The organism is Exiguobacterium sp. H66, assembly GCF_018618705.1.
Classification (GTDB): domain Bacteria; phylum Bacillota; class Bacilli; order Exiguobacteriales; family Exiguobacteriaceae; genus Exiguobacterium_A; species Exiguobacterium_A oxidotolerans.
Genome location: NZ_JACSMQ010000001.1, coordinates 14916 through 37814 on the forward strand (window position 1 = coordinate 14916; position 22899 = coordinate 37814).

Consider the following 22899-nt stretch of genomic DNA (forward strand, 5'->3'; position numbering starts at 1 on the left):
CCCTTTACACTTATCAGTAAAGGAGGCGACGCACGATGCGACTTGGCATACTCGATCAAGTCCCGCTCCACGAAGGGGATACGATCGAACACACGATGATGCGAACAAAACGACTCGTCGAAGCAGCAGAACAGCTTGGTTATGAGCGCTACTGGTTCGCCGAACACCATAATACGAATGGTTTACTTAGCGCGGCGCCTGAATTATTCATTGCCCGGATGGGGAGTGAGACAAAAACGATTAAGCTCGGGACAGGCGGCGTCCTGTTACCGCAGTACCGCCCGTTAAAAGTCGCGGAAAACTTTTCGACGCTCGAAGCCTTTTATCCGGGACGGATCGAACTTGGGATCGGAAGCTCTCCGGGCGGAAGTGAGCGGACACGAAGTGCCTTGACGGACGGGGAAGCGAATAAGTATTCTGAGTTCCCACGCTTGATGGATGAATTGTCCGGTTTTTTAAGCGACTCTCTGTCCGCAAAGCATCCGTTTCGGATCGTCAAGACGACTCCGCGCCTCACGCGAACGGCTCCCCTCTATTTGCTCGGTCTGTCACCGGACAGTGCAAGGCTCGCGGCAGAGCGGGGGATGGGGCTTGTCTTCGGTCATTTCATCAATCCGGACCGCTGGGAAGAGACATTACGGACATACCGCGAGCAGTTCATTCCGAGTGCGCAGTTCAAGGAGCCGACGGTCATCGTCTGTGTGTTTGCGATCTGTGCCGAAACGACAACAGAAGCAGAACACTTAGCGACGACACAAGATGCCTGGATTCAAGGGATCCGACTCGGAAACTCGATTGTCCCGTCGTTTGATACTGTCGGGACGAAAGACTGGAACCCGGAACAATTAAAACGGATCCAACACGACCGACGCCGGACCATCGTCGGGACGGCGACGGAAGTTGAAGCAGCACTCGAACAGTTGGCAACCCGGTACGGGACGAATCAATTTTTGTTAATCAATAATGCTTACGACCAAGACAAACGACTCGAATCGTACCGGTTGATCGCCGAACAGATGATACAGCACTAAAAAACGGCCGACGATGTGTCGGCCGTTTTTATATACTCCACTTATTTTTGTGCAGTCGGACGGATCAAGATTTCATTGATCGAAACATCATCCGGTTCACTGACCGCATAGTTGATTGCCCGAGCAATCGCGTCGGCATCAATCGCCTGCATGTTGCCGATTCCTTGTTTGATGTCTTCATCCGTGATGTGGTCTTTTAACTCCGTATCGACGGCTCCCGGTGAAATGATTGTCGCGCGAATGTTATTGTCGACTGATTCTTCCTTCCGGAGACCTTCCGTAATCGCACGAACGGCAAACTTCGTTCCGCTGTAGACAGCGCTTGACGGCATGACTTCGTGACCTGCGACGGACGAGATGTTGATGATATGCCCTGATTTTTGTTTTCGCATGTACGGAAGGACAGCCCCGATTCCGTAAAGAACCCCTTTGATGTTGACGTCAACCATCGTATCCCATTCATCCTGCTTGTTTTTATGGAGTTGCGACAACGGCATCAGACCAGCATTGTTGACGAGGACGTCGACTGATCCGTACGTCCCCTGTGCCAGTTTCGCGAGTTGTTCGAGTTGCTCCGTCTTTGTCACGTCCGTCACTTGATAGACCGCTTGACCACCGAGCTGCTCGATTTCTTCTTTTAATGCTTGCAACCGATCTTCACGACGTGCTGCAAGGACAAGTTTTGCACCGTTCTTCGCGAGTAACTTCGCTGTTGCTTCCCCGATACCGCTTGATGCACCTGTAATGATGACGACTTTGTTTTCAGCCATGATTGATAACCTCCTGTAGTAGTTGCTTCACTGATTTGTGCTCACTGTTGAGTTATTGCCTGTTTTGCTGCAGGACAAACCTTCGGATGACACTTATGAAAAAAGGAGCTGATTCGTATGAAACGACGGACGATTCGTTTAATCGTCATCTTACTTGTGATTGGATTGATTTTCATCATCGAACCATTCCGAAATCAACCGCCGCTTCCTGACGTGTCGGTCGGAAACCAAACGATCCCGACGCAGCAAGGGTCCTATTGCTGGCATGGTCTCATACGGGGACAATGTGTTGACTATATCTACACGAACCCGCTCGAAATGACAGAAAAATTGAAGCCGACCGTGGTCCGACCGGAGTCACCGATTACGATTGCCTTTCATGACGGCCCTGCGCCGGACGATTTAAAAATCGAACAGTGGCAAGATGCAGAGACAAGACAGACAGTTACGCTGCAAGACGAACAACTCAAAGCACCTGATGCGCGCGGAATCTATGTGTATCATGTCCTCGCTGATTGGGAGCAAGGGGACGGGAACTCGGCTTTCGTGATTGAAGTGAAATGACACGTCGAAACGGGTAAAGACAAGTGAAATCGTCGTGTTTAAGCAGAGAGGATGAAAAAACATGAGACTCGAAAACAAAGTTGCCATCGTGACGGGGGCGGCGTCCGGAATGGGCAAGAGCATCGCGGAGCGGTTTGCAGCAGAAGGAGCACGTGTCATCGTGTCTGACATTCAGCTGGACGGGGCAAACGCAGTAGTCGCGGCGATTGAAGCAGCCGGCGGGACGGCGACCGCCATCAAAACGGATGTCACGTCTGCTGAAGCGATCAAACAACTGTTTGACGAGACGTTAGCGGCTTACGGACAACTTGATATCCTTGTCAACAATGCCGGAATCATGGACGGGATGGAAGGGGTCGACGAGCTGACTGATGAACGCTGGGACCGCGTTCTCGCAATCAATACGACTGCCGTCATGCGGACGATGCGGCTCGCGATTCCCTTATTTCGTGCACAAGGTTCCGGAAACATCATCAACAACATCTCAATCGGTGGACTAAACGGAGCGCGTGCCGGTGCTGCGTACGCCGCCTCCAAACACGCCGTCGTCGGTCTGACAAAAAACACGGCGTTCATGTATGCACAAGAAGGGATTCGCTGTAACGGAATCGCGCCCGGTGCCGTCGAGACGAACATCGGACAATCGATGACGAACATCAGTGAGTTCGGGATGGGACGGACGATGCTCGGGATGGGCTTGAACCCCAGAACCGGACAACCTGACGAAATCGCACAGCTCGCTTTGTTTCTTGCATCAGACGACGCGAGTTTCATCAATGGGGCAATCGTCGTTGCAGACGGGGGATGGAGTGCCTATTAGGCCGATAAGACGAGAGCATATACTATAATAGGGCAATGGGCTGTAGCGTAATCAAGATGACGGACATCCCCGTCATCTTTTAATTTGTCCGAAAGCAAATAACGCTTGTTCAGTCCGATTTTTTAATAAAATACATAAGAAAAACGAATCTCACTGTTAACGATCAACAGTAAAAATCCGTTCGCGGACAGTCGTTGTTTTCAATTGTTTCCGGGCATCAATCGAGTCACGGATATGTATAATGTATTGTCGTCCTTTCCGATACCCAGAGCGAGGCGGTTTAATCCGCAACTCTTTCCCATCGATGACAACGAGTTCATTTTGCATCCGTTCCCCCGTCGAATCCGTGACGGTAACGGTTCGGTTCGAAACTTGATCAGCGCGGAGTCCATGTGAAAATTCAATATCGAATGTATGATACGTCGAAATCGAACGTGTCCGTGATTTGAAGTGCGGGTCGTCTGTCCGTGCTTCGAGAGAACAGTAACATCCTGTGAAGACTAAACAAACAGTTAGAATAATGGAAAATAACGGTTTCAAAACAAGACTCCTTTCGTCATTTACTTCATTTTAATACAAATTATGGTAGTATTCAATCCGTCTTAGGACGGAATACTAAATTTTTTCTTCAAGGATAGTGGAGTGGGGTGGTATACTCGAAGGCGAGAGAAAGGCAGTGAGAGTGTATGACAGAAAGCATGAGAGAAATTATCGTCTCAATCCGAACAAGTTATGATTTTAAAGCAGACCAGGGACGTGCCGTCCGTGTCGTCGAGTTTCATGGGCGCCGCACGACGACGATCGACACCATCAAACAATCGACACCAAAGCGGATGATTCTGCTCGAGATGGTTCGTGCCGTCAACTCATTCAAAGAACCATTTCACATCATATTTAATGTCGAATGTAATTTCGGCTTTAAATATTTGAATGACGAACGCAAGTGGGAGAACCGTGATCTTGGTGATACGTTTAACGAAGCGATCAAACAAGGCGGGCACACGTTCGAACTACGTGACAGTTCATTTTACGAAGGCGGAAAAGACCTGCAAAAATGGTTACTCAACATCTTAAAAAAGGCAGACTGAGTCTGTTTGAAGAGGAATGCTATCGCGACTGATAGGATTCCTTTTTCTTTAGGACTCCCATGACTTACTAATATGTGGTAAATTTGTTGGAAGAAACATTTGTTTAAGAGGAGGAACACCCTTGAATCGCGTATTGCGTCAGTTGAGCCCTGTCGTCGTCAGCTCCTCAATTCTCTATTTGATCGCCTCGAGCCTCGTCCTGAGCGGCTATTTCCGAACCGTCGTTACCCATCCATTCAGTTGGTTGTTTTACACGGGGATCTTGTTGTCGGCATGTTCGATCGTACCACTCAGTCAGGTGCGGCACGTGTATACTGGCATCCTGCAAATCGTGTTAGTGTGTCTGTTGCTTCCGATGACCGGACTCATGACGGTGATGTATGGACTGGAAATCATCTTGAACTGACTTAAAACTTACATTAAGAGGTGTATACAGATGAACAAAGAAGACCATCAACTTGCGAGAAAACTTTTAACGACCTACTTAACCGGAACCCAACTCTCGACGATTCACTTGGCTAGTTTCGTCAGCCTGGAGTTCATCAACTTATATGACACGATGAATCCGGAAATTTCGTTACGGATTGAAACCGACCGTCTTTACTATGGGGACGTCGAATCATCAAAAGATTGGGTCGTCCGTCATATGACGAAAGAAGAGATGTTACACTTGATCGTCACCTTACATACTGAACGAATCACTGGTGTACGCATCGGAAAAACGATTCCGCACCTTTTTCTGACGTTCAGTTCCGGGAAGACACTCGTCGTCAACGGCTCGGACACGTATTACGAATCCTGGACGGTCGATTTACGGTTGAACGCCGAAGCGACGGCCTCAATCGTCGCTGTACCGGGAGATGAACTGGCCGTTTTCGCCAGTGATAACGCCTTATTCCAAGATCGGGTCATGGAGTGACATGAATCCAGAAATTCTTACACTGACGAATGATTTGATGGCTGAACGATACCCTGAATCCTTAGCCGCAATGATCGCCGGCAGTCATGTCCGTGGACGGGCGACAGCGACGTCTGATATCGACCTGATCGTCCTCATGCCAACAGGAGCACGCACCTACCGGGAGTCGTTTCTGTATGAAGGACATCCCGTCGAAGCATTCATTTATACGGAAGCGACAATCGTTGACTTTTTCGACACTGATCGCGCGCGTCGACGTCCCTCCCTACAACGGATGGTCGCGGAAGCGGTGCCGGTCCGGGTGCATCCACTCGTCGACCGGTTGAAAACGGAAGCGTCGCGCCAATTGCTTGCCGGACCAACGCGATGGACGGTTGAACAATTAAATCTGAATCGCTATTTTTTGACGGATCTGCTCGATGACTTCATCGGGGTAGAGGACCGGACGGAAGGACTCGCCATCGCGGCACGTCTTTACGATCAAGCAGCTGCCTTTCACTTAACGGCATCCGGACGCTGGCTCGGTCAAGGAAAATGGTTGCCGCGTGAACTCGCCGCCCTCAGTCAAGCAGATGCTGACCGATTCACGGATGCTTTCGAACGTTATTTCCGTCATGATGAGAAACAACCGGTCATTCAGTTGATCGAGACGTGGCTAACACAACATGGCGGACGACACTTTGATGGATTTTCCATCGGGACATAAGACCTGCTCTTGTTGCGACGAGCAGGTCTTTGTTATGCTAAAGAACTAGACGAAACCATCAATCGGTTGAACGGACCGTCGCTTACACAAGGAGAGAATCGCATGAAGAAACAACTTGTATGGCTCATCAGCAGTTTCCTCGTCGGGATCGGTTGTTTCTTATTTTTACAACACGACAACCATTCCGCTGCGTTCCAGGATTCGGTCCCAGAACTGACACCGCAAGCGGTCGTCGCGAGTTTCAACAAAGATGCGACCATTCAGCTTACGACGAAAGAGGTCTACTGGACGGAAGCATTAAGCGACACGCAAGCGATCGCTTGTGCAGAGACGCAGACGACGCGCTATTTGATTGTGTTACGGCGCAACGAGGCAACGTACGTCGTCACTCACGTCACACGCCGTACCGTACACGACGGACAAGAGTGGGCGGAAGCGGATGTCATCGATACGGACGCCGGCCGTTTCCTGATTGTCGTCGGTGAAAATCACCGTCGCCTGATTGATCATTTGACGGTAGCACCATTCAAGGTTGCAGTCACGAACGGGGCAGAAGAGACCCGTGCCATCGAAGCGATGACGCGTACATTTGACGTCGCAATGAAGGAACGGTTCCATACGGTGCAAAAGCTCCCACAAGCTTTTCCGAAATCACTGTTCTTTGATCTCCACGCGGTCGACGCCTCAGGCGCAGAACGGTTCCGCTTCCTGTCGAACAGCATCGACTGAAGCATCAAGAGTGGGCACTCGTCTTCTCGTTCGGTATACTAGTTGCAGTGAACAAGGGAGGAATCGGTATGTGGATTGTAATGAATCAACTACGCGTCGTCAAAGGGAAGTCCGATCAAGTTGCGGCGCGCTTTAAGACGACAAAAGGGATTGAACAGATGGAAGGATTTATCCGGATGCAAGTGCTCGTCGATATTAGTCAGGACGAACATGATGTCGTGACTATTATGACGACATGGGGAAAACAAGCAGATTTCCACGCCTGGCAAGCGAGCCAAGCATATAAAGGCGTCCACAAAAAACGAGACGCGGGGACTTCTGAAGTCAAACCACTTGTCCTGTCCAATGCCGTGACGGAATATGCCGTCGTCGCCGATCATCCGCATCTCTAAAAAATGCCTGACACCCGTTCTTCGGATGTCAGGCATTTCAGCGTGTAGACAAACTAGATGGAAGGTCACTTGAATGTGATCTCCCATCTTTTTTTGCTCTCTCTTTCCTCCCTAATCGTCTTCCTGTGGCAAACATCGCGCCGCTTCGCTTCGCTGCAGGGTCGCTCCTGTTTGCTTTCCACTAGCAAGCGATTAGATCGGAAATCGAGGCTTTTTTAGCTTTCTTTCATATTATAAAGTAAAAGAAATATACCACGAAGGAGGGTTTCCCATGATGGAAAAACGAAATCAACCCCATCGTTCTGAAAACATCACGGTCACACTCGAACAATTGGTTCCTGCGGACCACTTGGTCCGCAAGGTCGATCAGGTGATGGACTCTCAATTCATCTATCCATTGGTTGAAAAGTTGTACTGTGAAAATAACGGAGGACCTAGCGTGGATCCTGTTCTCTTAATCAAGATGGCTCTTCTTCAATATTTATTCGGTATTCCTTCTATGCGGAAGACGAAGAAATCGAAACGAACGTCGCCTATCGTTGGTTCCTAGGATTTGGATTGGATGAAAAGGTTCCTCATTTTTCAACCTTCGGAAAAAACTATGTCCGACGCTTCCAAGACACGACGATTTTTGAAGATATCTTCTACAAAATTCTGACCCAAGGCGTCGATGCTGGATTCGTGGACCCAGTGGTCCTGTTTATCGATTCGACACACGTCAAAGCAAATGCGAATAAGCGGAAATATAAAAAGAAACATGTTCGTCGTGCAGCACGTTTTTATCATGATGAACTGGAACAAGAAATCAATGATGATCGTGAGGCGCACGGAAAAAAAGCGTTTTACCCCCAAGAAGAAGGACGAGAATGATCGACGTTTGACGAAGGAGAGTACCACGGATTCTGAGTCAGGACATTACGTGAAGGGGGAGCGTGAAAAGCAGTTCGCCTATTCCTTTTATACAGCGTGTGATCGGAATGGCTTTGTACTCGGGACAATTGTCACACCAGGTAATATTCACGATAGTATCATTTTAAATCCCTTGCTCGAGCTCATCATCCACCGTTTTACCGTCCCGTTTGCAGTCGTCGCAGACTCCGCCTATAAAACCGCCCCCATCGTACATTTACTTCTCAGACAGTGTATTTTGCCAGTCTTCCCCTACACTCGCCCCAAAGGGGTGAAAGGTATGTTCAAAACGAATGCCTTTTATAATGATGCGTATTACGACTGCTATCTCTGTGAAAATGATCAGCAGCTTGTCTATCGAACAACTACACGGGAATGAAGACGGGAGTACGTATCAGATCCAAAAATCTGTGAAACTTGTCCATTTCTAGAACGGTATACGAAAAGTCAGACGATGCAGAAAGTGATTCATCGGCATGTCTGGCAAGATGCAATCGACGAAGTCGAGCGCCTTCGCCACACACCGGTTAATAGGCAACTGTATGCCCGACGAAAAGAGACAATCGAACGTGTCTTTGCGGACGCGAAAGAAAAGCATGGCATGCGTTGGACTCGCTACCGCGGGTTAAAAAAAGTAACGATGCAGACCATGCTCACTTTTGCTGCCCTGAACCTCAAAAAATTGGCCAATTGGTCATGGGATTCCAGTCGGAATCCTAATGGAGTGTCATATTTTTTACGCATACATAAGACAAACCCTCATTTCCAAGTGGATATGAGGGTTTGTCTACAGTCTGAAATGCCTGACACCCGTTCTTCGGATGTCAGGCATTTTACATGTTCTCTTGCAGAAACGGGTAAATGAGTTAAAACGGACAACAGAGGTGAGACAGAATGACGCGACGGAAACTGATTGTATCCGGTATGACCGTAGTATTCGGCATGGTATTGATTCTCGGTTTTTTACTGTCAGGTGGATTCGTCTATCTTTATTTCTTTGCCATCCTGATTGGCTGCGCCTCGTTTTTGCGGGAACCGCTGTCCCGTGCAGAGTGGTTGCAAGAAGGCATTGTCTTCATCCTCGTATGTTGTCTCATTTATGTCACCCAGCATTTTTTGTTCTAATCAGTTGATCTGATAGGAATCGAGCAGTAAGTTCCGTGCTTCCGGCGTCAATTTAAAGCTGATTTTCCGCGTCCGGTCTTCAAGGTAGATATCCGTCTTTTTGACACGTCGATCGAGATAAATCCGATACTGTTGTGCTTGATCTCCGTTGAAGAGCGTCAAATAGGACCGCTCTGCGAGTTTTCCCTTTTTCTCCGCGACCTGACTTTGCTTGATCAATCCTGTCAACGTCTTCATTTCCTCGACGGATGTCATCAGGAATTCCTGCTCGCTCAATTCGTCATATGGCGTTTTTTGTGTGTAGTCGACCTTTGGAAACGGACGGTCATGAAAAACGGCATGGTGGGGGGACTCCGAACTGTCGTCGTCATCCGGTAGCAGCTTGATGCCTGGCGGTAGCTCGGACTCCTGTCTGACGGTCAACGTATAGCGCGACCGTTCTCCTGATGTCGTTGTTACCTGTAGCGATCCATACTCACCCTGACTGTTCGGTTCTGCCGGTGTAAAGCGTACCTTGACTGGTTTTTCCGCCTCGATAATCGGCGCTTCAAAAAGAAGATTGATCCCATCCGTCAGCAGGTGCGGACGAATCTGATGTCGGTCGTCCATGTACGTCTTATCAATAAATACGAAGTGCGGTATCCCGTGAGCAAACGGCGTCAATTCCATCACATTCGTGACGGTTGTTTCTTTCGTCTGATCATTCGTCGCCCGGATGACGAGGTATCCCGTCGTCGGCAGTGTCAACTGCATTTGCGACTTGCGAACATGATCGACCAGATGGCTGTACAGTTGACGATTTTTCGGATCAATGTTCTTGATTTCGATCTTTTTCACCGGTTTCTTCAAGGCTGACGTTGAAAACGATTTTTGTTTTTTCGTTAACGAATGGAACGTCGGCAGATGCCGCATATCATCACAATAAAGGTATGGTTGACCGTCCGCCTCGATATACGTCGCCCGCGTCCCTTCGATGAACAGTCCGATGTTGACGAGCGAGACGTAATAATGGTCACCCACCGTATACTGTTTTGGTGGCTTGACCTTTTTCTGATGACAGACTTCTTGAATCAGGCTCCCCAGTTTCGGATCGGCACTTTTGAAGTCGCTGACGTTTAACGTATCGTAAAGGTCCGGTACATAGCTGAACCGGACCGGTTCCGGATCTTCAGCACAGCCACTCAAGAATACGAGGCAGAGTGCCAACACGAACCGTATGCGCATATCTCATTCCCCCTCAATCTGTTCCGCGAGCTGTGCAGCCAGCTCACCTGACAATTTTGTACCTTTTTTCGAGGTTGTGTCTTGCAGGTAGACATCTGTTTTCTGGGCACGCTTTTTTAAATACACGGTGAACGTTTGTGTTTTCCCCTTGTCGACGAGTGTTAAATACTGAAGCGACGGTTTATTTCCTTGCGGTTGCTCGAGGGTGACCTGTTTCAGTTCGTTCGCGAGGGCAAGTGATAATTCATCCGGCATGATACCAATTTTGCGGATATTGCCTTCTTGCAGGGACTCGATCGTCGGATGGAGGAAACCTTCGATTCCGTCATTGCGTTCTTCATCGTCCATTTCGAATAACTTCACCTTCTGATAGACCGGTTGATAGCGTAAGGACAAGGTTTTTTCTTCTACATCGCCCAGCTCATTTTTTGCGCGTAACGTCACATACGGAATCGTTTGATTCGCCGTAAGTGTCTCCGGTAAGGGATGGTACGTCATGTCGACTTTTTCCTGATCATATGTCGTCATTACGATCCGGTCCTGCAGGTACCAACCGGGACTTTCGAAAGTAATCGAATGATATATCGCATTTGCTCCGTTCCCGCTCGGACGCGTCGTCAAATAAAAGTCTGTCGTCTGGTTGATGAACGAAGTCGGGACATCGACGAGCACGTGCTCTTTGTTGTTCTCTGTCAGGATGACGAGTATTTGTCCTGCAATTGGCATATGTAAGTTATGGAAGGGTGCGAGACGACGGCTGAAATCACCCTCTGTTTTCGCTTCACGATTTTGATCCGCATGGCGTGTCCGTTGTTTTTCCGTCACCGGGAAAAATGTCGGCGTCTGCAAGGGCGTTTTGTCCGTTCCTTGGTCTACCTTCACCCACGGATGGTCTTTTGCTTCGACCGGATGAATTTGTAATTGATGCGTATCCCGCGACCGGCAGGCGAGGTACAGGTTTTCTTTTTCAGCGAGATAAAAGACCTCGGTTTGAGCTCCATACATTTCAAGCGTTTTTAAGGAAAAGTACATCTCATATGTATTAAGGATCCGGTAGGATGAGGGCAGTGCCGTCGTCTTTTTATTCTTGCACGTTTTTAACATCTGTTTTTTCTGTTCTGCCGGTACATCGCCTACAAATTGCCGATTGACAAAACTTTCGGCTGACCAATACGCCGGTACGGACTCAAGCTTCAATAAACGTTCTTGACCGCACCCGGACAAGATGAGACTGCAGGCCAGTCCTAATGCCAGTGACCATGATTTAATGACAATCCCTCCACGTCGTTTTCTACTTATTTTACCATATCTTTTTCCATATTTTATCTATTTTTCATTTCACTTTAACCTTAAGATGTTAATAATCTATCAGAACGGGGTAATACTCAATCATGCACGGATTTCACTACTACACGGGGGTTATTCAAATGGGTACATTCATTCAAGCAGTTGACGGAACTAAAATTTATGTCGAAGATGTCGGTTCAGGACAACCGGTCGTCATGTTACACGGATGGCCAGCGAATAACAACATGTTCGAATATCAAAAGAATGCCTTGCTCGACGCCGGCTACCGTTACATCGGGGTTGATTACCGCGGCTACGGCAAATCGGATGCTCCAGCCAGCGGATATGATTATGCAACGATGGCATCTGACATCGATCAAGTCATTACGCAGCTCGAACTGAAAGACGCAGCGTTACTCGGCTTTTCCATGGGGGGCGGGATTGCGTTACGCTATCTCCTTAACCACGGATCGAGCAAAATCTCGAAATTGATTCTTGCGGGTGCTGCAGCTCCGGTCTTCACGCAACGGGAAGGGTACCCGTACGGGATGACAAAAGACGAAGTCGATAACTTGATTGCCGATACGAGAAAAGACCGTCCGGCGATGCTTGAAGGATTCGGAAAAATCTTCTTTGAACAAGACCATTCAGAACCGATGACACAATGGTTCCACAACTTAAGTGTCGCAGCCTCTTCTCACGGCACGATTTTATCGGCAATCGCCTTGCGCGACGAAGACTTACGGGATGAATTGCCGCAGATTGACGTCGAGACGTTAATCATTCACGGTAAAAAAGACAAAGTCTGTCCGTTTGAATTTGCGGAAGAAATGCAAAAAGCAATCCCGAACTCACGGATCGAACCATTTGAAGAGAGTGGGCACGGTACGGTACTCGATGAACGCGAAAAATTCAACGACACGTTACTTGCTTTCTTAAAATAATCAAAGACACGAAAAACAGCCATCGTAAGTATGCGATGGCTGTTAAAGCTGTAGACAAACGGTTATGAAGCCTGAAAATTCTATATCGAGATGCGCTTCCCTGTCTCACCTCGTATTCAAAGCGGCAATCGTTCGCGGTTCTAAGCGACTCAAGACAGATTACGCTCTAAACCGTCTGCATATTTGGATTTATCTCACGGTATTCCCTAAAAAGCGTCACGTTTCGTTGACTCCTACGGGAAAAAGTGCGTTTTTAACGCACTTTCAGAGGCAGGCAAGACCCTGCTCGTTGTCCGTTAGGATCAAGGAGCAACGGCTTGCGCCTCGCCCGAGGAAAGCAACGAAAAAAGACGCTTGATTTCCTGATAGCACGTTGTCTACAGTCTGAAACAGCCATCGCAAGTATGTGATGGCTGTTTTTGTGTCTAGATTGAGGAATGAATACCTCTCTGTTTTAGGAGGTTCCACATGCAGACACCTTAGTGCACGTTCCGCCTTGAACCGAACACCCAGTTCATTCGAAATTCGAGTTCTTATGTCGTATAACTTTTGATGAACCGGCGATCGATCCATTGTTTCAAACGCCAGCTCAAATGATTCGTCTGATAGTGTCGTCCGTAAAGCAAGGTCCCTTGCTGATGTCCCATCGAAAGAATCGTCAAGTAACGCGTTTGCGGCCGGAACGTCCGCAAACGTTCCTGATTGACGAAACGAAGGAGATTCTCAAGCAAGACCGGTGCTTGCCGGACGGCGGTTACCCCGTTCTTCGGTGTGTTCGGATATGCGGCGAGCGTCGCACAGTCGCCGACGGCAAACAGAGAAGGGTCCTCTAGCGACTGGAACGTCTCGTGGACGAGCAAAAATCCGCGGTCGTCACAATAGAGGCCGGATGCCTTGAACAGATCAAGTGCTGACGCGCCACCTAAAAACAGGACGGCATCCGCTTTGAATGATTGACCCGACTGGAGCCGGACGGTTTGCTCATCAAGAGAGAGGAAACGGTCGACGATGCGTGTCACGCCCAGCGTATCCAACCGGTCAAGGATGCTCGCTTCTGCCGGGTGTCCTGCGAGGAGCGGTTCATCATGGACGAGTGTGACCGGACAACCGTCCGATTGGAATGAGGCGGCCATCTCGATTGCAGCAGCACCGCTCCCGACGATGACGGGCGACGATGCCTCTTTAAACTGACGGAGCGCCTGATCGATTTGATAATTCGGCTTGATTGTGACGCGTGACGTTGCATCTGAGACATTCCAGTCATTCGAACCGATGTTACACGATACGACGTCGTAAGAAATGATTTCGCCTGACTGACAGAAAACTTGTTTCGTTTGCGGATCGATCCGCGTGACACGGTCCTCCATCAATGTCTTTCCGTGAAGAGAACAGAGTGCTTTGACATCGACCCGGGTCTCCTCGAGTCGATACGTGCCGTCCGCAAGACCGGAGAACATTCCTGAATAATACTGATAACGGGACGGATTGATGACGATCCATTCAACATCCGGATGCGTTCCTTCCTTGATACATTCTAAATGGGCATGACCTGCCCCGACTAATACGATTCGTTTCAAACCTTCACCTACTTCTTTAAATTAACTGCTTCCGAAACTATGATTCCCTGAATCCGTCTGCGTTAATCTAATGAACGTCATAGGACAATCCGAAGCAAGTTCGCCACGAGACAAACGAGACAAAAAAACACTTGATCGTGACGCGTCACGACCGGACGGACATAATACGTCCGTTCGGCTTGAAACCGACGCGCTTCCATCGCAATCGCGATTTGTTCCGAACGGATGATACTGTTCGTAAAAAGCGGTAAACTGATGGCGAAAAACGTCTGCCATGGCCAAATCGAGTGCTGTTGGCGGACCCGCCGTGCTTGACGGATTGTTCTTATTTCCTGCTGGAAGATCGGAATAAAACGAATCCCTGCTAAAAAGCCGTATGCGAGACGGTCTGGAAGGCGGCACTGATGAATCAGGCTCATGACGAACCGGGTTTGGTCGGTCGTCGCGATGAACGTCAAACTGAGGAAGACGAAGGCGAGCATCCGCAGTGCGATCAACCAGGCGTGACCGATACTTTCTTCCGTCACGCGAAACCAACCGAATGACCAAACTTCCGTACTGCCTTTTCCGAAGGCTGCCATCATCCAAAATGTCAGCAAGAACAAGACGAGGTAGGGGGAGACCCGTTTGGCGAGCGTCAACAGTGACCAACCGGAGCAGCCCAATCCGACCGCAGCGAGTAAAAGTAAGGCTATCGTTTCGCGTAACGTCGGTGCCGCAATCAAAAGCACCATCACATACAGGAGGGCACCGAGCTTGAGTGCCGGATTAATACGTGCGAGCGGGGAGTCGTTTTCCTGCACGACGTTTCACCTCCTCGAGTTGCTGATACAAATACGATAACGGACGAGAGAGTTGGTTATGCTCGAGGAACGTCTCGTCTTTAAACAAAGTGTCCGGTGTGCCGTCGAACTGAAGTCGCCCGTCACCAAGGACGAGGACCCGGTCGGCATACTGATGGACCAGCTCCATGTCATGCGTCACCATGATCAGCGTCGTCCCGTTTAATCGCGCCTGCTCGAACATCTCGATGAGTTGACTTGTCGTCTCGGCATCTTGACCGAACGTCGGTTCATCGAGCAACAGGACGTCTTTTGGTTCTAACAACATCGTCGCGACGCTGAGCCGTCGCTTTTGACCCATGCTCAGAGCGAGGGGCGACTGACGGGCGACATGGGTTAACCGGTAGGATTGCAACGCCGTTTCAATCCGCTCCGGCGTCGGTGCATCCATGCTGATTACGAGCTCGTCTTCGACCGTCTGCTTGAGAAATTGGAGCTCTGGCTGTTGAAAGACGAATCCGACGTGTCGGTAATAGCTCCGACTTTTCCATGCCCGCAGTTCTTTTTCGAACAAGCGGACCGTACCGCCTTGCGCCGGAATCAATTTCGCCAGTGTTTCGAGCAACGTGCTTTTCCCGGCACCATTCGATCCGACAACCATGATCCACTCTCCGCCGTGTGTTGCAAGCGACAGGTCGTCGACAATCACTTGCTTACGGCGTCCTAACGCGGTACGCGTCAGCGCGAACGTATTGTCGTGCCGAACCGGAGGACGGATGTTAGTCACTTTTCGTAACCGCCCCGCCTGGGAAGAAGCGGGGGGCACGGTTTCCAGTTCATACGGGTAGAGGAGCGGTGTCGCAATGCCGCGTCGTTCAAGTTCATCGCGATGCTGACCGAAGACATCAAGCGGCGGACCATCGCGTAAAATCGTTCCGCCGTGATCGAAGACGAGCACCCGGTCACTGAACGTCACACAGCGGTCAAGCTGATGTTCAATCAGAACGAGCGTCAACGTCCGGTCGTGATGGAGTTCCTCAATCAGCTGCATCAAAACCCGATGTCCTGCCGGATCGAGTTGCGCCGTCGGTTCGTCAAGCAATAGAATATCCGGCTCAAGCGCTAGGACGCAGGCGAGGGCGAGTCGTTGTTTCATCCCTCCTGACAGTTGCATAATCGGTGTCGTCAGCGGCACATCCAGGCCGACACGTGCCAGTGCGGCGTCAATCCGATCATCCATCTGACTGCGGTCGACTGAACGATTTTCAAGACTAAAGGCAACTTCCGCTCCGACGGTCTGCATGCAGAACTGATCGTCCGGATTTTGAAAAAGGATTCCGACCGTCCCGTTCGTTTTGCAGTGGCCGCTGACATCGGCTTCAATCGCGTCAGGTAATAAACCGGCGAGAACATGTAAAAACGTCGTTTTCCCACTGCCGCTCGGTCCGACGAGCAACGTCGTTTCCCCTTCGTGTAGCGTCACCGTCACGTGGTGCAGGACGTTGTCATGTTGCCCCGGATAGCGGACAGACAAGTCGTTACAATGAATCATGCCGCATCCGGCTTCCGCCGCTTACGCCCGATCGCATAACCGTTCAACGTCCCTGTCTTGACGAGCGCATCGACGATGACTTTCGCAAGTAATCCGCCGAGTAATGCACCGCTGACGAGTTGAAGGGAAAACGTCAACAGAAGTGTCGTCGTCGTATAGTAGGCGAAACCATTGACGACAAGACTATAGACCATACTGCCGATTGCGGCGAACATTCCGGATAGAACTAACGTCATTGTGTTGAACTTCCGGTATCCGAAGAGGGCAAAAGCGATTTCGGCACCGATTCCTTGAGCGAAACCAATCAATAAGGCCGATAATCCGAAGTGACTCCCCGTGAATAATTCGACAGCCGCGGCGACGACTTCTGCAATCAGTGCTGCCCCGGGCTTTTGAATGATGTAGGCGACAAGCGGACTCGCGATGACCCAAATCCCGAACATCCAGTTCGATCCGACCGGTCCGAAGATCGCGGAAATCGGTAACCACAATGTCGACCACCCTAAGTAAAGTACCCCGCAAGCAACCGACAACATCATCATGACGATGATTTCTTTCATTTTCCAACTGTTCATGTTCCTATCTCCCTTTGGCACAACCACCAGACAAACAAAAAGACCGCCCTCTATGAAAGAGAGCGGTCGCTGAATCTGCAAACATGCAGAAAAATTGAACGAATTACCGCTCCACTTTCCTACGCTAGTATGAACTAGATCAGGTTCAAAGGGTCCGAAGTGAATCGTCTCAGCCAATGGGCTCCCCTAGTGGATGTGCATATAATGTGTACGCTATTTACTGTACCGACTCTACTGACAGTTGTCAATACAGATAAAAAAACCCTCCGCGAGGGGAGGGTAAGAAAAATTATTCTTTTTCTTCCGTTTGTTCTTCAGTAGAAACTTCTTCTGTCGCTTCAGCTGGTTCTTCAGCATCTGCTTCTTCGAGATCCGCTTCAAGTGTCGATTCGACGACGGCAACGACTTGAATGTCACCTTCCGTAACGATACGGTATTCTTTTTCTTCCGGTAAATCCGAAACCGATAGAGAATCACCGAGGTTAAGATTTGTCACATCGACTTCGACGCGTTCCGGTAATTTATCTGGTGTAGCTGCAACTGTTACTTTAAAGAGTGTTTGTGAAAGATATCCACCAAGTTTTGCACCAGCCGCTTCGCCGACGAGGACGATATCTGTTTCGACTTCTGTTTCTTCATCCATTTTAACAGCGATGAATTCAACGTGCTTGATTGTTGGTGTGAAGATATCCATATCGAGTTTGTTGATCAGTGTGTTGACTTTTTTACCACCGATTTGAAGTGCAACAAGTGCATTCTCACCATGTTCACGAACGACTTTGATCAATGCTTTTTCGTCAAAGGCAATCGGTGTACTTTCCACTTTGTAACCATACACGACACCAAGAGCTTTTCCTTCATGACGTAATTGCTTTCTAAGTGAGCGTGGGCGTACTTCGCGTTCTTCTACTTTTAATGTTACTGACATGTTCATTTCCCCCTTGAATTTGGTATAGCCCTCAAAAGGTAATGAAGAAAGGAGTGGAACGAATCGTTCCGGATCAAGACAGTGCATCGAATGCTATTTCAAATTGATTTCATAAAAATGAAGATCGAAGTGAATGGTTAGCATTTCTCTCCCAGGTCATTACGCTGATATTGAGAAACATGTGGTTGTAAAAGCAACTCGCTGATGCGGTGCTATGATAGTTATACCCCCGTAACATTAAAAGCTAAACATCAACCGGCGAAAAAACGATAGCCAGAAACCTGTTCTCCCTAGAGCAGCAACGGTTTACATCATGTAAAGAAATCGGTGCCTTTCCTCTTATTCAAGCAATTGAACCATCTCATCGACCGATAACGCAAGTGACGCCGGTTGTTCAAGTATGTCCGTCACGAGTGTCGCTTTCCGCTCCTGCAGCTCGATGATTTTTTCTTCGATCGTCCCTTTCGTGATTAACTTGATGACTTCGACCGTCTGTGTTTGTCCCATTCGGTGTGCCCGGTCAGCCGCTTGCTGTTCGACAGCCGGATTCCACCAACTGTCATATAAGATGACGGTATCCGCCGTCGCCAGGTTCAGTCCGGTGCCGCCCGCCTTCAGTGAAATCAAAAACAGATCGACTTCGCCTGCATTAAAACGGTCGCAGCGTTCGAGACGCTCCGCAATCGGTGTATCCCCGCGCAGTTCGAAATGAGGGAGGTGCAACTCATGCAGGTCGTTCCGAATCAAATCGAGCATTTTCGTAAACTGTGAAAAAATTAAGATCCGTTTGCCTGCTGCCCGTTTTTCTTGAATCAAGGCGAGCAACCGGTCCCGTTTCGCCGACCGGCCACGGTAGTTTTCGACGAACAACCGGGGGTCGCAACAGATTTGCCGGAGCCGGGTCAATCCGGCGAGTAACTTCATCCGTTCTTCCGGTTTTGACTGATCAAGATGCTGTAACGTCTCGAGCTGTAACTTTGCCAAGTGGGCGGCATAGAGTTTTTTCTGACCCGCCGTCAGTTCCGTGTACTGATGGACGACTTGTTTCGCCGGCAACTGTTGCAAAACATCTTTTTTCGTCCGGCGCAGCAAAAACGGTTCGACGAATTGTTGGACGTCCCGTGCTGACCAGTCGAGAAACCGTTGCCGGTCCGGCAAGAGTGCCGGGAAGACGACGTCAAAGATTGACCAGAGATCAAGCGTCTTGTTTTCGAGCGGCGTCCCCGTCAAGGCAAACCGCCGCGTCGCCCACAGTTGTTTTAAGCTGACCGTCGTCTGCGACCGTGGATTCTTCAGATGTTGTGCTTCATCAAAAAAGATACAATCGTAATGGATCGTTTGATGATTTTTGATGTCGAGCCGGAGCGACGGGTAGGAGATGATGAGAATGACGTCGTCCGGCAAGTCTTCGAGCTGTCGTAAGCGCGACGCACGACTCCCGCTGAGCACACGGACGGTGCGTGTCGGGGCAAAGCGGCGCAGCTCTGCTGCCCAGTTGTAGAGGAGTGACGCCGGGGCGACGATCAAGACACGTGCACTCGGGAGCGTTTCGATATAACCGATGGCTTGAATCGTTTTACCGAGTCCCATCTCGTCCGCTAAGATGCCATGACAGTCGTGTGCCACAAGACTCTTGAAGAAGCGGACGCCGTCTTGCTGATACGGCAAAAGTTGTGTCGCGAGCGGTTCCGGTAACGCCAGTCGCTCTTTTTTTCCGGCTTTCATCTCGAGCAATCGTTCCTTCAGTTGACTGTGGACCGTCAAGAAGGCAGCCGGGGTCAACAGGGGCAAGTTCGGCACGGCAGGAACGGTCAATTCCGCTTCAAGTAACGTCTGTTCCGTCGCTTCGAGTTCCCGTAACAGCCGTTTGATTTGCGTGAAGGCACGGTCTTCAAGCGACAGCAATTGTCCTGAACGTAAACGGTGGTACGTCTTTTGCGTCACGAGTGACGCAAGGACCGCTGACAGTTCTTGTTCTGAAATCCCGTCCATCGAAAACTTGAATGTCAACCAATCGAGTCGCTTCGTCACGTTGACTTCAATTTTCGGATGGAATGGACCGGGGAGCAATGCCGTTTTGATACTCGCCGTCGCGTATAACTCGAGTTGACCGAGGGCAACCATCGGGTCAAGTAAACCTTTTAAGACAACGTAGTGATTACTTTCTCCTTCTACTACATAACGGGCTTGATCCGCGCAGAGTCCTGTCGCTTCCAAATAACGCGTCACCGCCCGCTCCGTCGACAAGTCACGCCCGATCCAGCGTGTTGGAGTCAACGGGTTGACGGTTTTGCCGTCGTAATCAAACGTGACGACGACTTCCAGCCGGGTATTGATCCGGTCGAGAGCCAGTTTGACGCGAGGGGACCCGCTGACGAGTCGGCCCCGGACAGCGGCGCTCATCCAAATGTCCGCCCGTTCCCGTAACCAGTCGCGGTCGTTCAGTAAACGGTCGAAGTAGGGCAGGGACAAGAGATAACTGCGCTGTGTCGTCAGGCTTTCGAGTGCAATCCCGCCGTCGCGGACGTCAAACCGGAGCTGCGCTTTATTTTCGCGCGTCAATGCCGCAAGATAGGTTGCAGCTGCGGCATCTTCAATTGTCGGTTGCGCTGAAAACGGTGTGATGGCCGGACGATTCGGTCCGGGCGTCCCGTAGGCTTGAATTTGTTGTAAGGCTAACAGCACCGCGACGATATGCCCGCAAAATGAGGCATCCATGGCAAGCGAGGGACAGTTGCATCCGGCGTCAACACCCGTTTCCCGGAGATGAACGTGGACATGAAAACGTGTTTCACCAGCAACTTCCGCCTCGACGAAGAGGTCACCCGGTGTGTAGTTGCGTAAGGTCACTTTTTTTGCCGTCACATACCGTTTTCCGCGGCGAAAGGCATAAGTATCTGACATTTGTTTGATTTTTCGTTCACTTAATCCAAAATTCATCTGTGGTCTCCTTTACTATAAGGTGACATAATACCATTATCGTTCACCATCAAATAATTCAATCGCCCGTTTTTTCTCCTGATCGCCGATATGGGCATAGACTTGAGTCGTCGCGACGGACTCGTGCCCAAGGAGTTGCTGAATCGTCAAGACATCGACGCCACCTGTCGCAAGACGCGTCGCAAACGTATGCCGCAACTTGTGTGGGGTGATGTTTTTCCGTTCCAAAAACGGTAAGACCGGTCGTAACCGATCGGTATGACGTTTTAATATATGTTGGACCGCCCGCGGACTGAGTGGTTTCCCTTGTTTTTCGAACACAGCGTCCGTCCCACGCATCGACAACTGATAATGGGCGGCGTACTTCCGCAGGGCAATGCGTGCCGGTTGCGCAAGTGGGATGACCCGCTCCTTGTTACCTTTACCAATCACCCGAATCGTCCCTTCATGAAAATCGAGATCGTTCCACGTCAATTGTGTCATTTCACTGAGACGCATCCCGCTATAGCCGAGTAGCTGGAACAACGTCACGTCACGGACGCGGTCACGCTCATAATGCGCCGCCTCCCGCGGATTCATCTCAATGTTCGACGGCAGCAATTGAATCAGTTCATCCCATTCGCGTTTCGTTAAGTAGACCGGATCGCGTTTCGCTTGTTTCGGACGGTTGATTTTTGCGACCGGATTTTCCGACAGGACGCCGATGTCGATCAAATGGCGAAATAATGATTGTAACGCCGATAATTTCCGGTTGATGACACTCGGCGCATTGCCCTTCGTCAACGCTAAGTATTCGGCGTAAGCTGCAATTCCCGCGCCGTCAATCTCAAGGAACGCCTCTTGCGTGATATCAATCGCCCGGACATCCTGCCCTGACGCGGCGGCGACAAAACTAAAAAACGAATCAAAATCATACACATAACGACGCATCGTTGCTTTCGAGAAATTTTTTGAAGCTAAGTGGTCGATGTAATCGCGAATAAATTCCGGCATTCGGTGATAGCCTGGTAGATCAACAGTATGGGCCGGAATTTGGACGGTTTTAACGGTTTTTCCTAGATTTTTAAATAAACTCATCAGTCTATTCCCCCTCTGACCTTACTATACCAAACGTTGGTAGACGGTACACTAGTTTGCGTGAAATAGTTATTTCACGCAATGTTAAATTGTCAGACAGGGACCCCTCAGTTGCATCGACTTTCCGACTCACGGGCGACTGGTCAACTCGATGCAAATCTACGAAAGGTATAATTCCTTACATCAAACAGAACAATAATTTTATTATGTCACCTTGACAGAACGAATTTAGAAAAATATTCTTGAAAACCAATTTCGCTCTCAGTTGCATCGAACATGACTTCGACAGGTGGTTGGTCGTCTCATTTTCGTACAGAACGTTTTTCGTTTTTTCTCGAAATTGTCGCGAACTTTTAGAAACACGGCTTAACCGAAAGTGATTCGGGTATAGACAAGAAGATTGACTCAATTACGTATAGGGGGAGAAATGAATGATTTCTGATCAACACGCACGCCAATTACTAAAAGAAGCGAAACGGATTGCCGTCGTCGGGATTTCAAGTGATTCCGGGAAAACTGCGAACTGGATTGCCGATTACCTTGTGCAGCACGGGTACGAGGTCGTTCCCGTCAATCCGACGCTTGACGAATGGAACGGATTAAAAGTTTATCCGACGGTCGATAGCATCCCGGGTCATATCGATATCGTCGACGTGTTCCGTCGCTCCGAGTTTTTAGCGGACGCTGCAAAAGAAGCGGTTGCCCATGGCGACGTCGGGATGATTTGGAACCAGCTCGGTCTGTCGAGCGTCGAAGCGGAAAGTTTAGCGCTCGGGGCAGGAATCCCGTATATCGAAAATCGATGCATCAAAATCGAACACCAATACTTATGATTTCGGATCAAATCAAGACACTTACTCAAACGCGAGTGAGTGTCTTTTTTACGTTCCCCCTTGTCAGATAGCAAGAAGATGCCTACAATTAGATACAGACTACTAGAAAAACGAACGAATGTTTGGA

23 protein-coding genes, 1 pseudogene and 1 riboswitch are annotated in these 22899 nt (G+C 49.5%); of the genes and pseudogenes, 13 read left to right on the forward strand and 11 right to left on the reverse strand.

All coding sequences use genetic code 11. The features are described from left to right. Positions 1 to 35 precede the first annotated feature (35 nt). Positions 36 to 1031 (forward strand): LLM class flavin-dependent oxidoreductase, encoded by a 996-nt coding sequence (locus KNP88_RS00100; protein ID WP_214891785.1) that lies wholly within the window; start codon positions 36 to 38, stop codon positions 1029 to 1031. Between the two features lie 41 nt (positions 1032 to 1072). Here KNP88_RS00100 and KNP88_RS00105 read toward each other — a convergent pair whose 3' ends face one another. After that, positions 1073 to 1801 carry an SDR family oxidoreductase gene (locus KNP88_RS00105; RefSeq protein ID WP_214891787.1) on the reverse strand — a complete coding sequence of 243 codons (729 nt, stop codon included), beginning with the start codon at positions 1799 to 1801 and terminating at the stop codon, positions 1073 to 1075. 117 nt (positions 1802 to 1918) lie between these two features. Between KNP88_RS00105 and KNP88_RS00110 the strand changes: the two genes are divergently transcribed. Next, on the forward strand, positions 1919 to 2365 hold the full coding sequence (locus KNP88_RS00110) for a hypothetical protein (protein ID WP_214766097.1): 447 nt from the start codon (positions 1919 to 1921) through the stop codon (positions 2363 to 2365). Between the two features lie 61 nt (positions 2366 to 2426). Then, on the forward strand, positions 2427 to 3185 hold the full coding sequence (locus KNP88_RS00115; RefSeq protein WP_214891789.1) for an SDR family oxidoreductase: 759 nt from the start codon (positions 2427 to 2429) through the stop codon (positions 3183 to 3185). Positions 3186 to 3341: 156 nt separating this feature from the next. On the opposite strand, the gene KNP88_RS00120 is transcribed toward KNP88_RS00115, so the two are convergent. After that, a complete protein-coding gene (locus tag KNP88_RS00120; RefSeq protein WP_029330159.1) occupies positions 3342 to 3725 on the reverse strand; it encodes a hypothetical protein in 384 nt (127 codons plus the stop codon). 158 nt (positions 3726 to 3883) lie between these two features. Here KNP88_RS00120 and KNP88_RS00125 point away from each other — a divergent pair, with 158 nt between their 5' ends. From KNP88_RS00125 to KNP88_RS00160, 8 genes and pseudogenes are all read left to right on the forward strand, one after another. Next, a complete protein-coding gene (locus tag KNP88_RS00125) occupies positions 3884 to 4273 on the forward strand; it encodes a hypothetical protein (protein WP_235195149.1) in 390 nt (129 codons plus the stop codon). 121 nt (positions 4274 to 4394) lie between these two features. Then, positions 4395 to 4679 carry a hypothetical protein gene (locus KNP88_RS00130; RefSeq protein ID WP_214891791.1) on the forward strand — a complete coding sequence of 95 codons (285 nt, stop codon included), beginning with the start codon at positions 4395 to 4397 and terminating at the stop codon, positions 4677 to 4679. A gap of 30 nt (positions 4680 to 4709) precedes the next feature. Beyond that, the gene (locus KNP88_RS00135) at positions 4710 to 5192 is read left to right on the forward strand and encodes a hypothetical protein (protein WP_214891793.1); all 483 of its coding nucleotides are present in this window, start codon (positions 4710 to 4712) and stop codon (positions 5190 to 5192) included. Position 5193: 1 nt separating this feature from the next. Continuing rightward, positions 5194 to 5898: a nucleotidyltransferase domain-containing protein gene (locus KNP88_RS00140; protein WP_214891795.1), complete on the forward strand. Its 705-nt coding sequence runs from the start codon at positions 5194 to 5196 to the stop codon at positions 5896 to 5898. Positions 5899 to 6000: 102 nt separating this feature from the next. After that, positions 6001 to 6627, forward strand: a complete 627-nt coding sequence (locus KNP88_RS00145; protein WP_214891798.1) for a hypothetical protein — start codon at positions 6001 to 6003, stop codon at positions 6625 to 6627. 68 nt (positions 6628 to 6695) lie between these two features. After that, positions 6696 to 7019 (forward strand): antibiotic biosynthesis monooxygenase, encoded by a 324-nt coding sequence (locus tag KNP88_RS00150; RefSeq protein ID WP_088837154.1) that lies wholly within the window; start codon positions 6696 to 6698, stop codon positions 7017 to 7019. Between the two features lie 271 nt (positions 7020 to 7290). Beyond that, positions 7291 to 8793 (forward strand): annotated as a pseudogene (locus tag KNP88_RS00155) (IS1182 family transposase). A gap of 29 nt (positions 8794 to 8822) precedes the next feature. Then, a complete protein-coding gene (locus tag KNP88_RS00160; RefSeq protein WP_029330173.1) occupies positions 8823 to 9053 on the forward strand; it encodes a hypothetical protein in 231 nt (76 codons plus the stop codon). On the opposite strand, the gene KNP88_RS00165 is transcribed toward KNP88_RS00160, so the two are convergent. After that, a complete protein-coding gene (locus KNP88_RS00165; RefSeq protein WP_214771030.1) occupies positions 9054 to 10277 on the reverse strand; it encodes a hypothetical protein in 1224 nt (407 codons plus the stop codon). A 3-nt stretch (positions 10278 to 10280) separates the two neighbouring features. Further along, a complete protein-coding gene (locus KNP88_RS00170) occupies positions 10281 to 11501 on the reverse strand; it encodes a hypothetical protein (protein WP_214891800.1) in 1221 nt (406 codons plus the stop codon). A 203-nt stretch (positions 11502 to 11704) separates the two neighbouring features. On the opposite strand from KNP88_RS00170, the gene KNP88_RS00175 reads away from it, so the two are divergent. Then, positions 11705 to 12508 carry an alpha/beta fold hydrolase gene (locus KNP88_RS00175; RefSeq protein WP_214891803.1) on the forward strand — a complete coding sequence of 268 codons (804 nt, stop codon included), beginning with the start codon at positions 11705 to 11707 and terminating at the stop codon, positions 12506 to 12508. A gap of 533 nt (positions 12509 to 13041) precedes the next feature. Here the strand turns inward: KNP88_RS00175 and KNP88_RS00180 are convergent. From KNP88_RS00180 to KNP88_RS00210, 7 genes are all read right to left on the reverse strand, one after another. Continuing rightward, positions 13042 to 14085, reverse strand: coding sequence for an NAD(P)/FAD-dependent oxidoreductase (locus tag KNP88_RS00180; RefSeq protein WP_214891805.1), 1044 nt, complete (start codon positions 14083 to 14085; stop codon positions 13042 to 13044). Between the two features lie 77 nt (positions 14086 to 14162). Further along, the gene (locus KNP88_RS00185) at positions 14163 to 14888 is read right to left on the reverse strand and encodes an energy-coupling factor transporter transmembrane component T family protein (protein ID WP_214891807.1); all 726 of its coding nucleotides are present in this window, start codon (positions 14886 to 14888) and stop codon (positions 14163 to 14165) included. Further along, a complete protein-coding gene (locus tag KNP88_RS00190; protein WP_251137090.1) occupies positions 14854 to 16419 on the reverse strand; it encodes an ABC transporter ATP-binding protein in 1566 nt (521 codons plus the stop codon). Before KNP88_RS00190 ends, KNP88_RS00185 begins: the two co-directional genes overlap by 35 nt. Beyond that, positions 16416 to 16994 (reverse strand): ECF transporter S component, encoded by a 579-nt coding sequence (locus KNP88_RS00195; RefSeq protein ID WP_088837162.1) that lies wholly within the window; start codon positions 16992 to 16994, stop codon positions 16416 to 16418. Before KNP88_RS00195 ends, KNP88_RS00190 begins: the two co-directional genes overlap by 4 nt. Before the next feature lie 99 nt (positions 16995 to 17093). Beyond that, a riboswitch (TPP riboswitch) is annotated at positions 17094 to 17192 on the reverse strand. A gap of 91 nt (positions 17193 to 17283) precedes the next feature. Then, entirely contained in the window at positions 17284 to 17922 is a 639-nt protein-coding gene (locus tag KNP88_RS00200; protein ID WP_088837163.1) for a 50S ribosomal protein L25/general stress protein Ctc, read from the reverse strand. A gap of 339 nt (positions 17923 to 18261) precedes the next feature. After that, the gene (locus KNP88_RS00205) at positions 18262 to 20862 is read right to left on the reverse strand and encodes a DEAD/DEAH box helicase (protein WP_214891809.1); all 2601 of its coding nucleotides are present in this window, start codon (positions 20860 to 20862) and stop codon (positions 18262 to 18264) included. Between the two features lie 36 nt (positions 20863 to 20898). Further along, entirely contained in the window at positions 20899 to 21939 is a 1041-nt protein-coding gene (locus KNP88_RS00210) for a tyrosine-type recombinase/integrase (protein ID WP_251137091.1), read from the reverse strand. Between the two features lie 431 nt (positions 21940 to 22370). On the opposite strand from KNP88_RS00210, the gene KNP88_RS00215 reads away from it, so the two are divergent. Further along, on the forward strand, positions 22371 to 22772 hold the full coding sequence (locus tag KNP88_RS00215; protein WP_214891811.1) for a CoA-binding protein: 402 nt from the start codon (positions 22371 to 22373) through the stop codon (positions 22770 to 22772). The last annotated feature ends 127 nt before the right edge of the window (positions 22773 to 22899 follow it).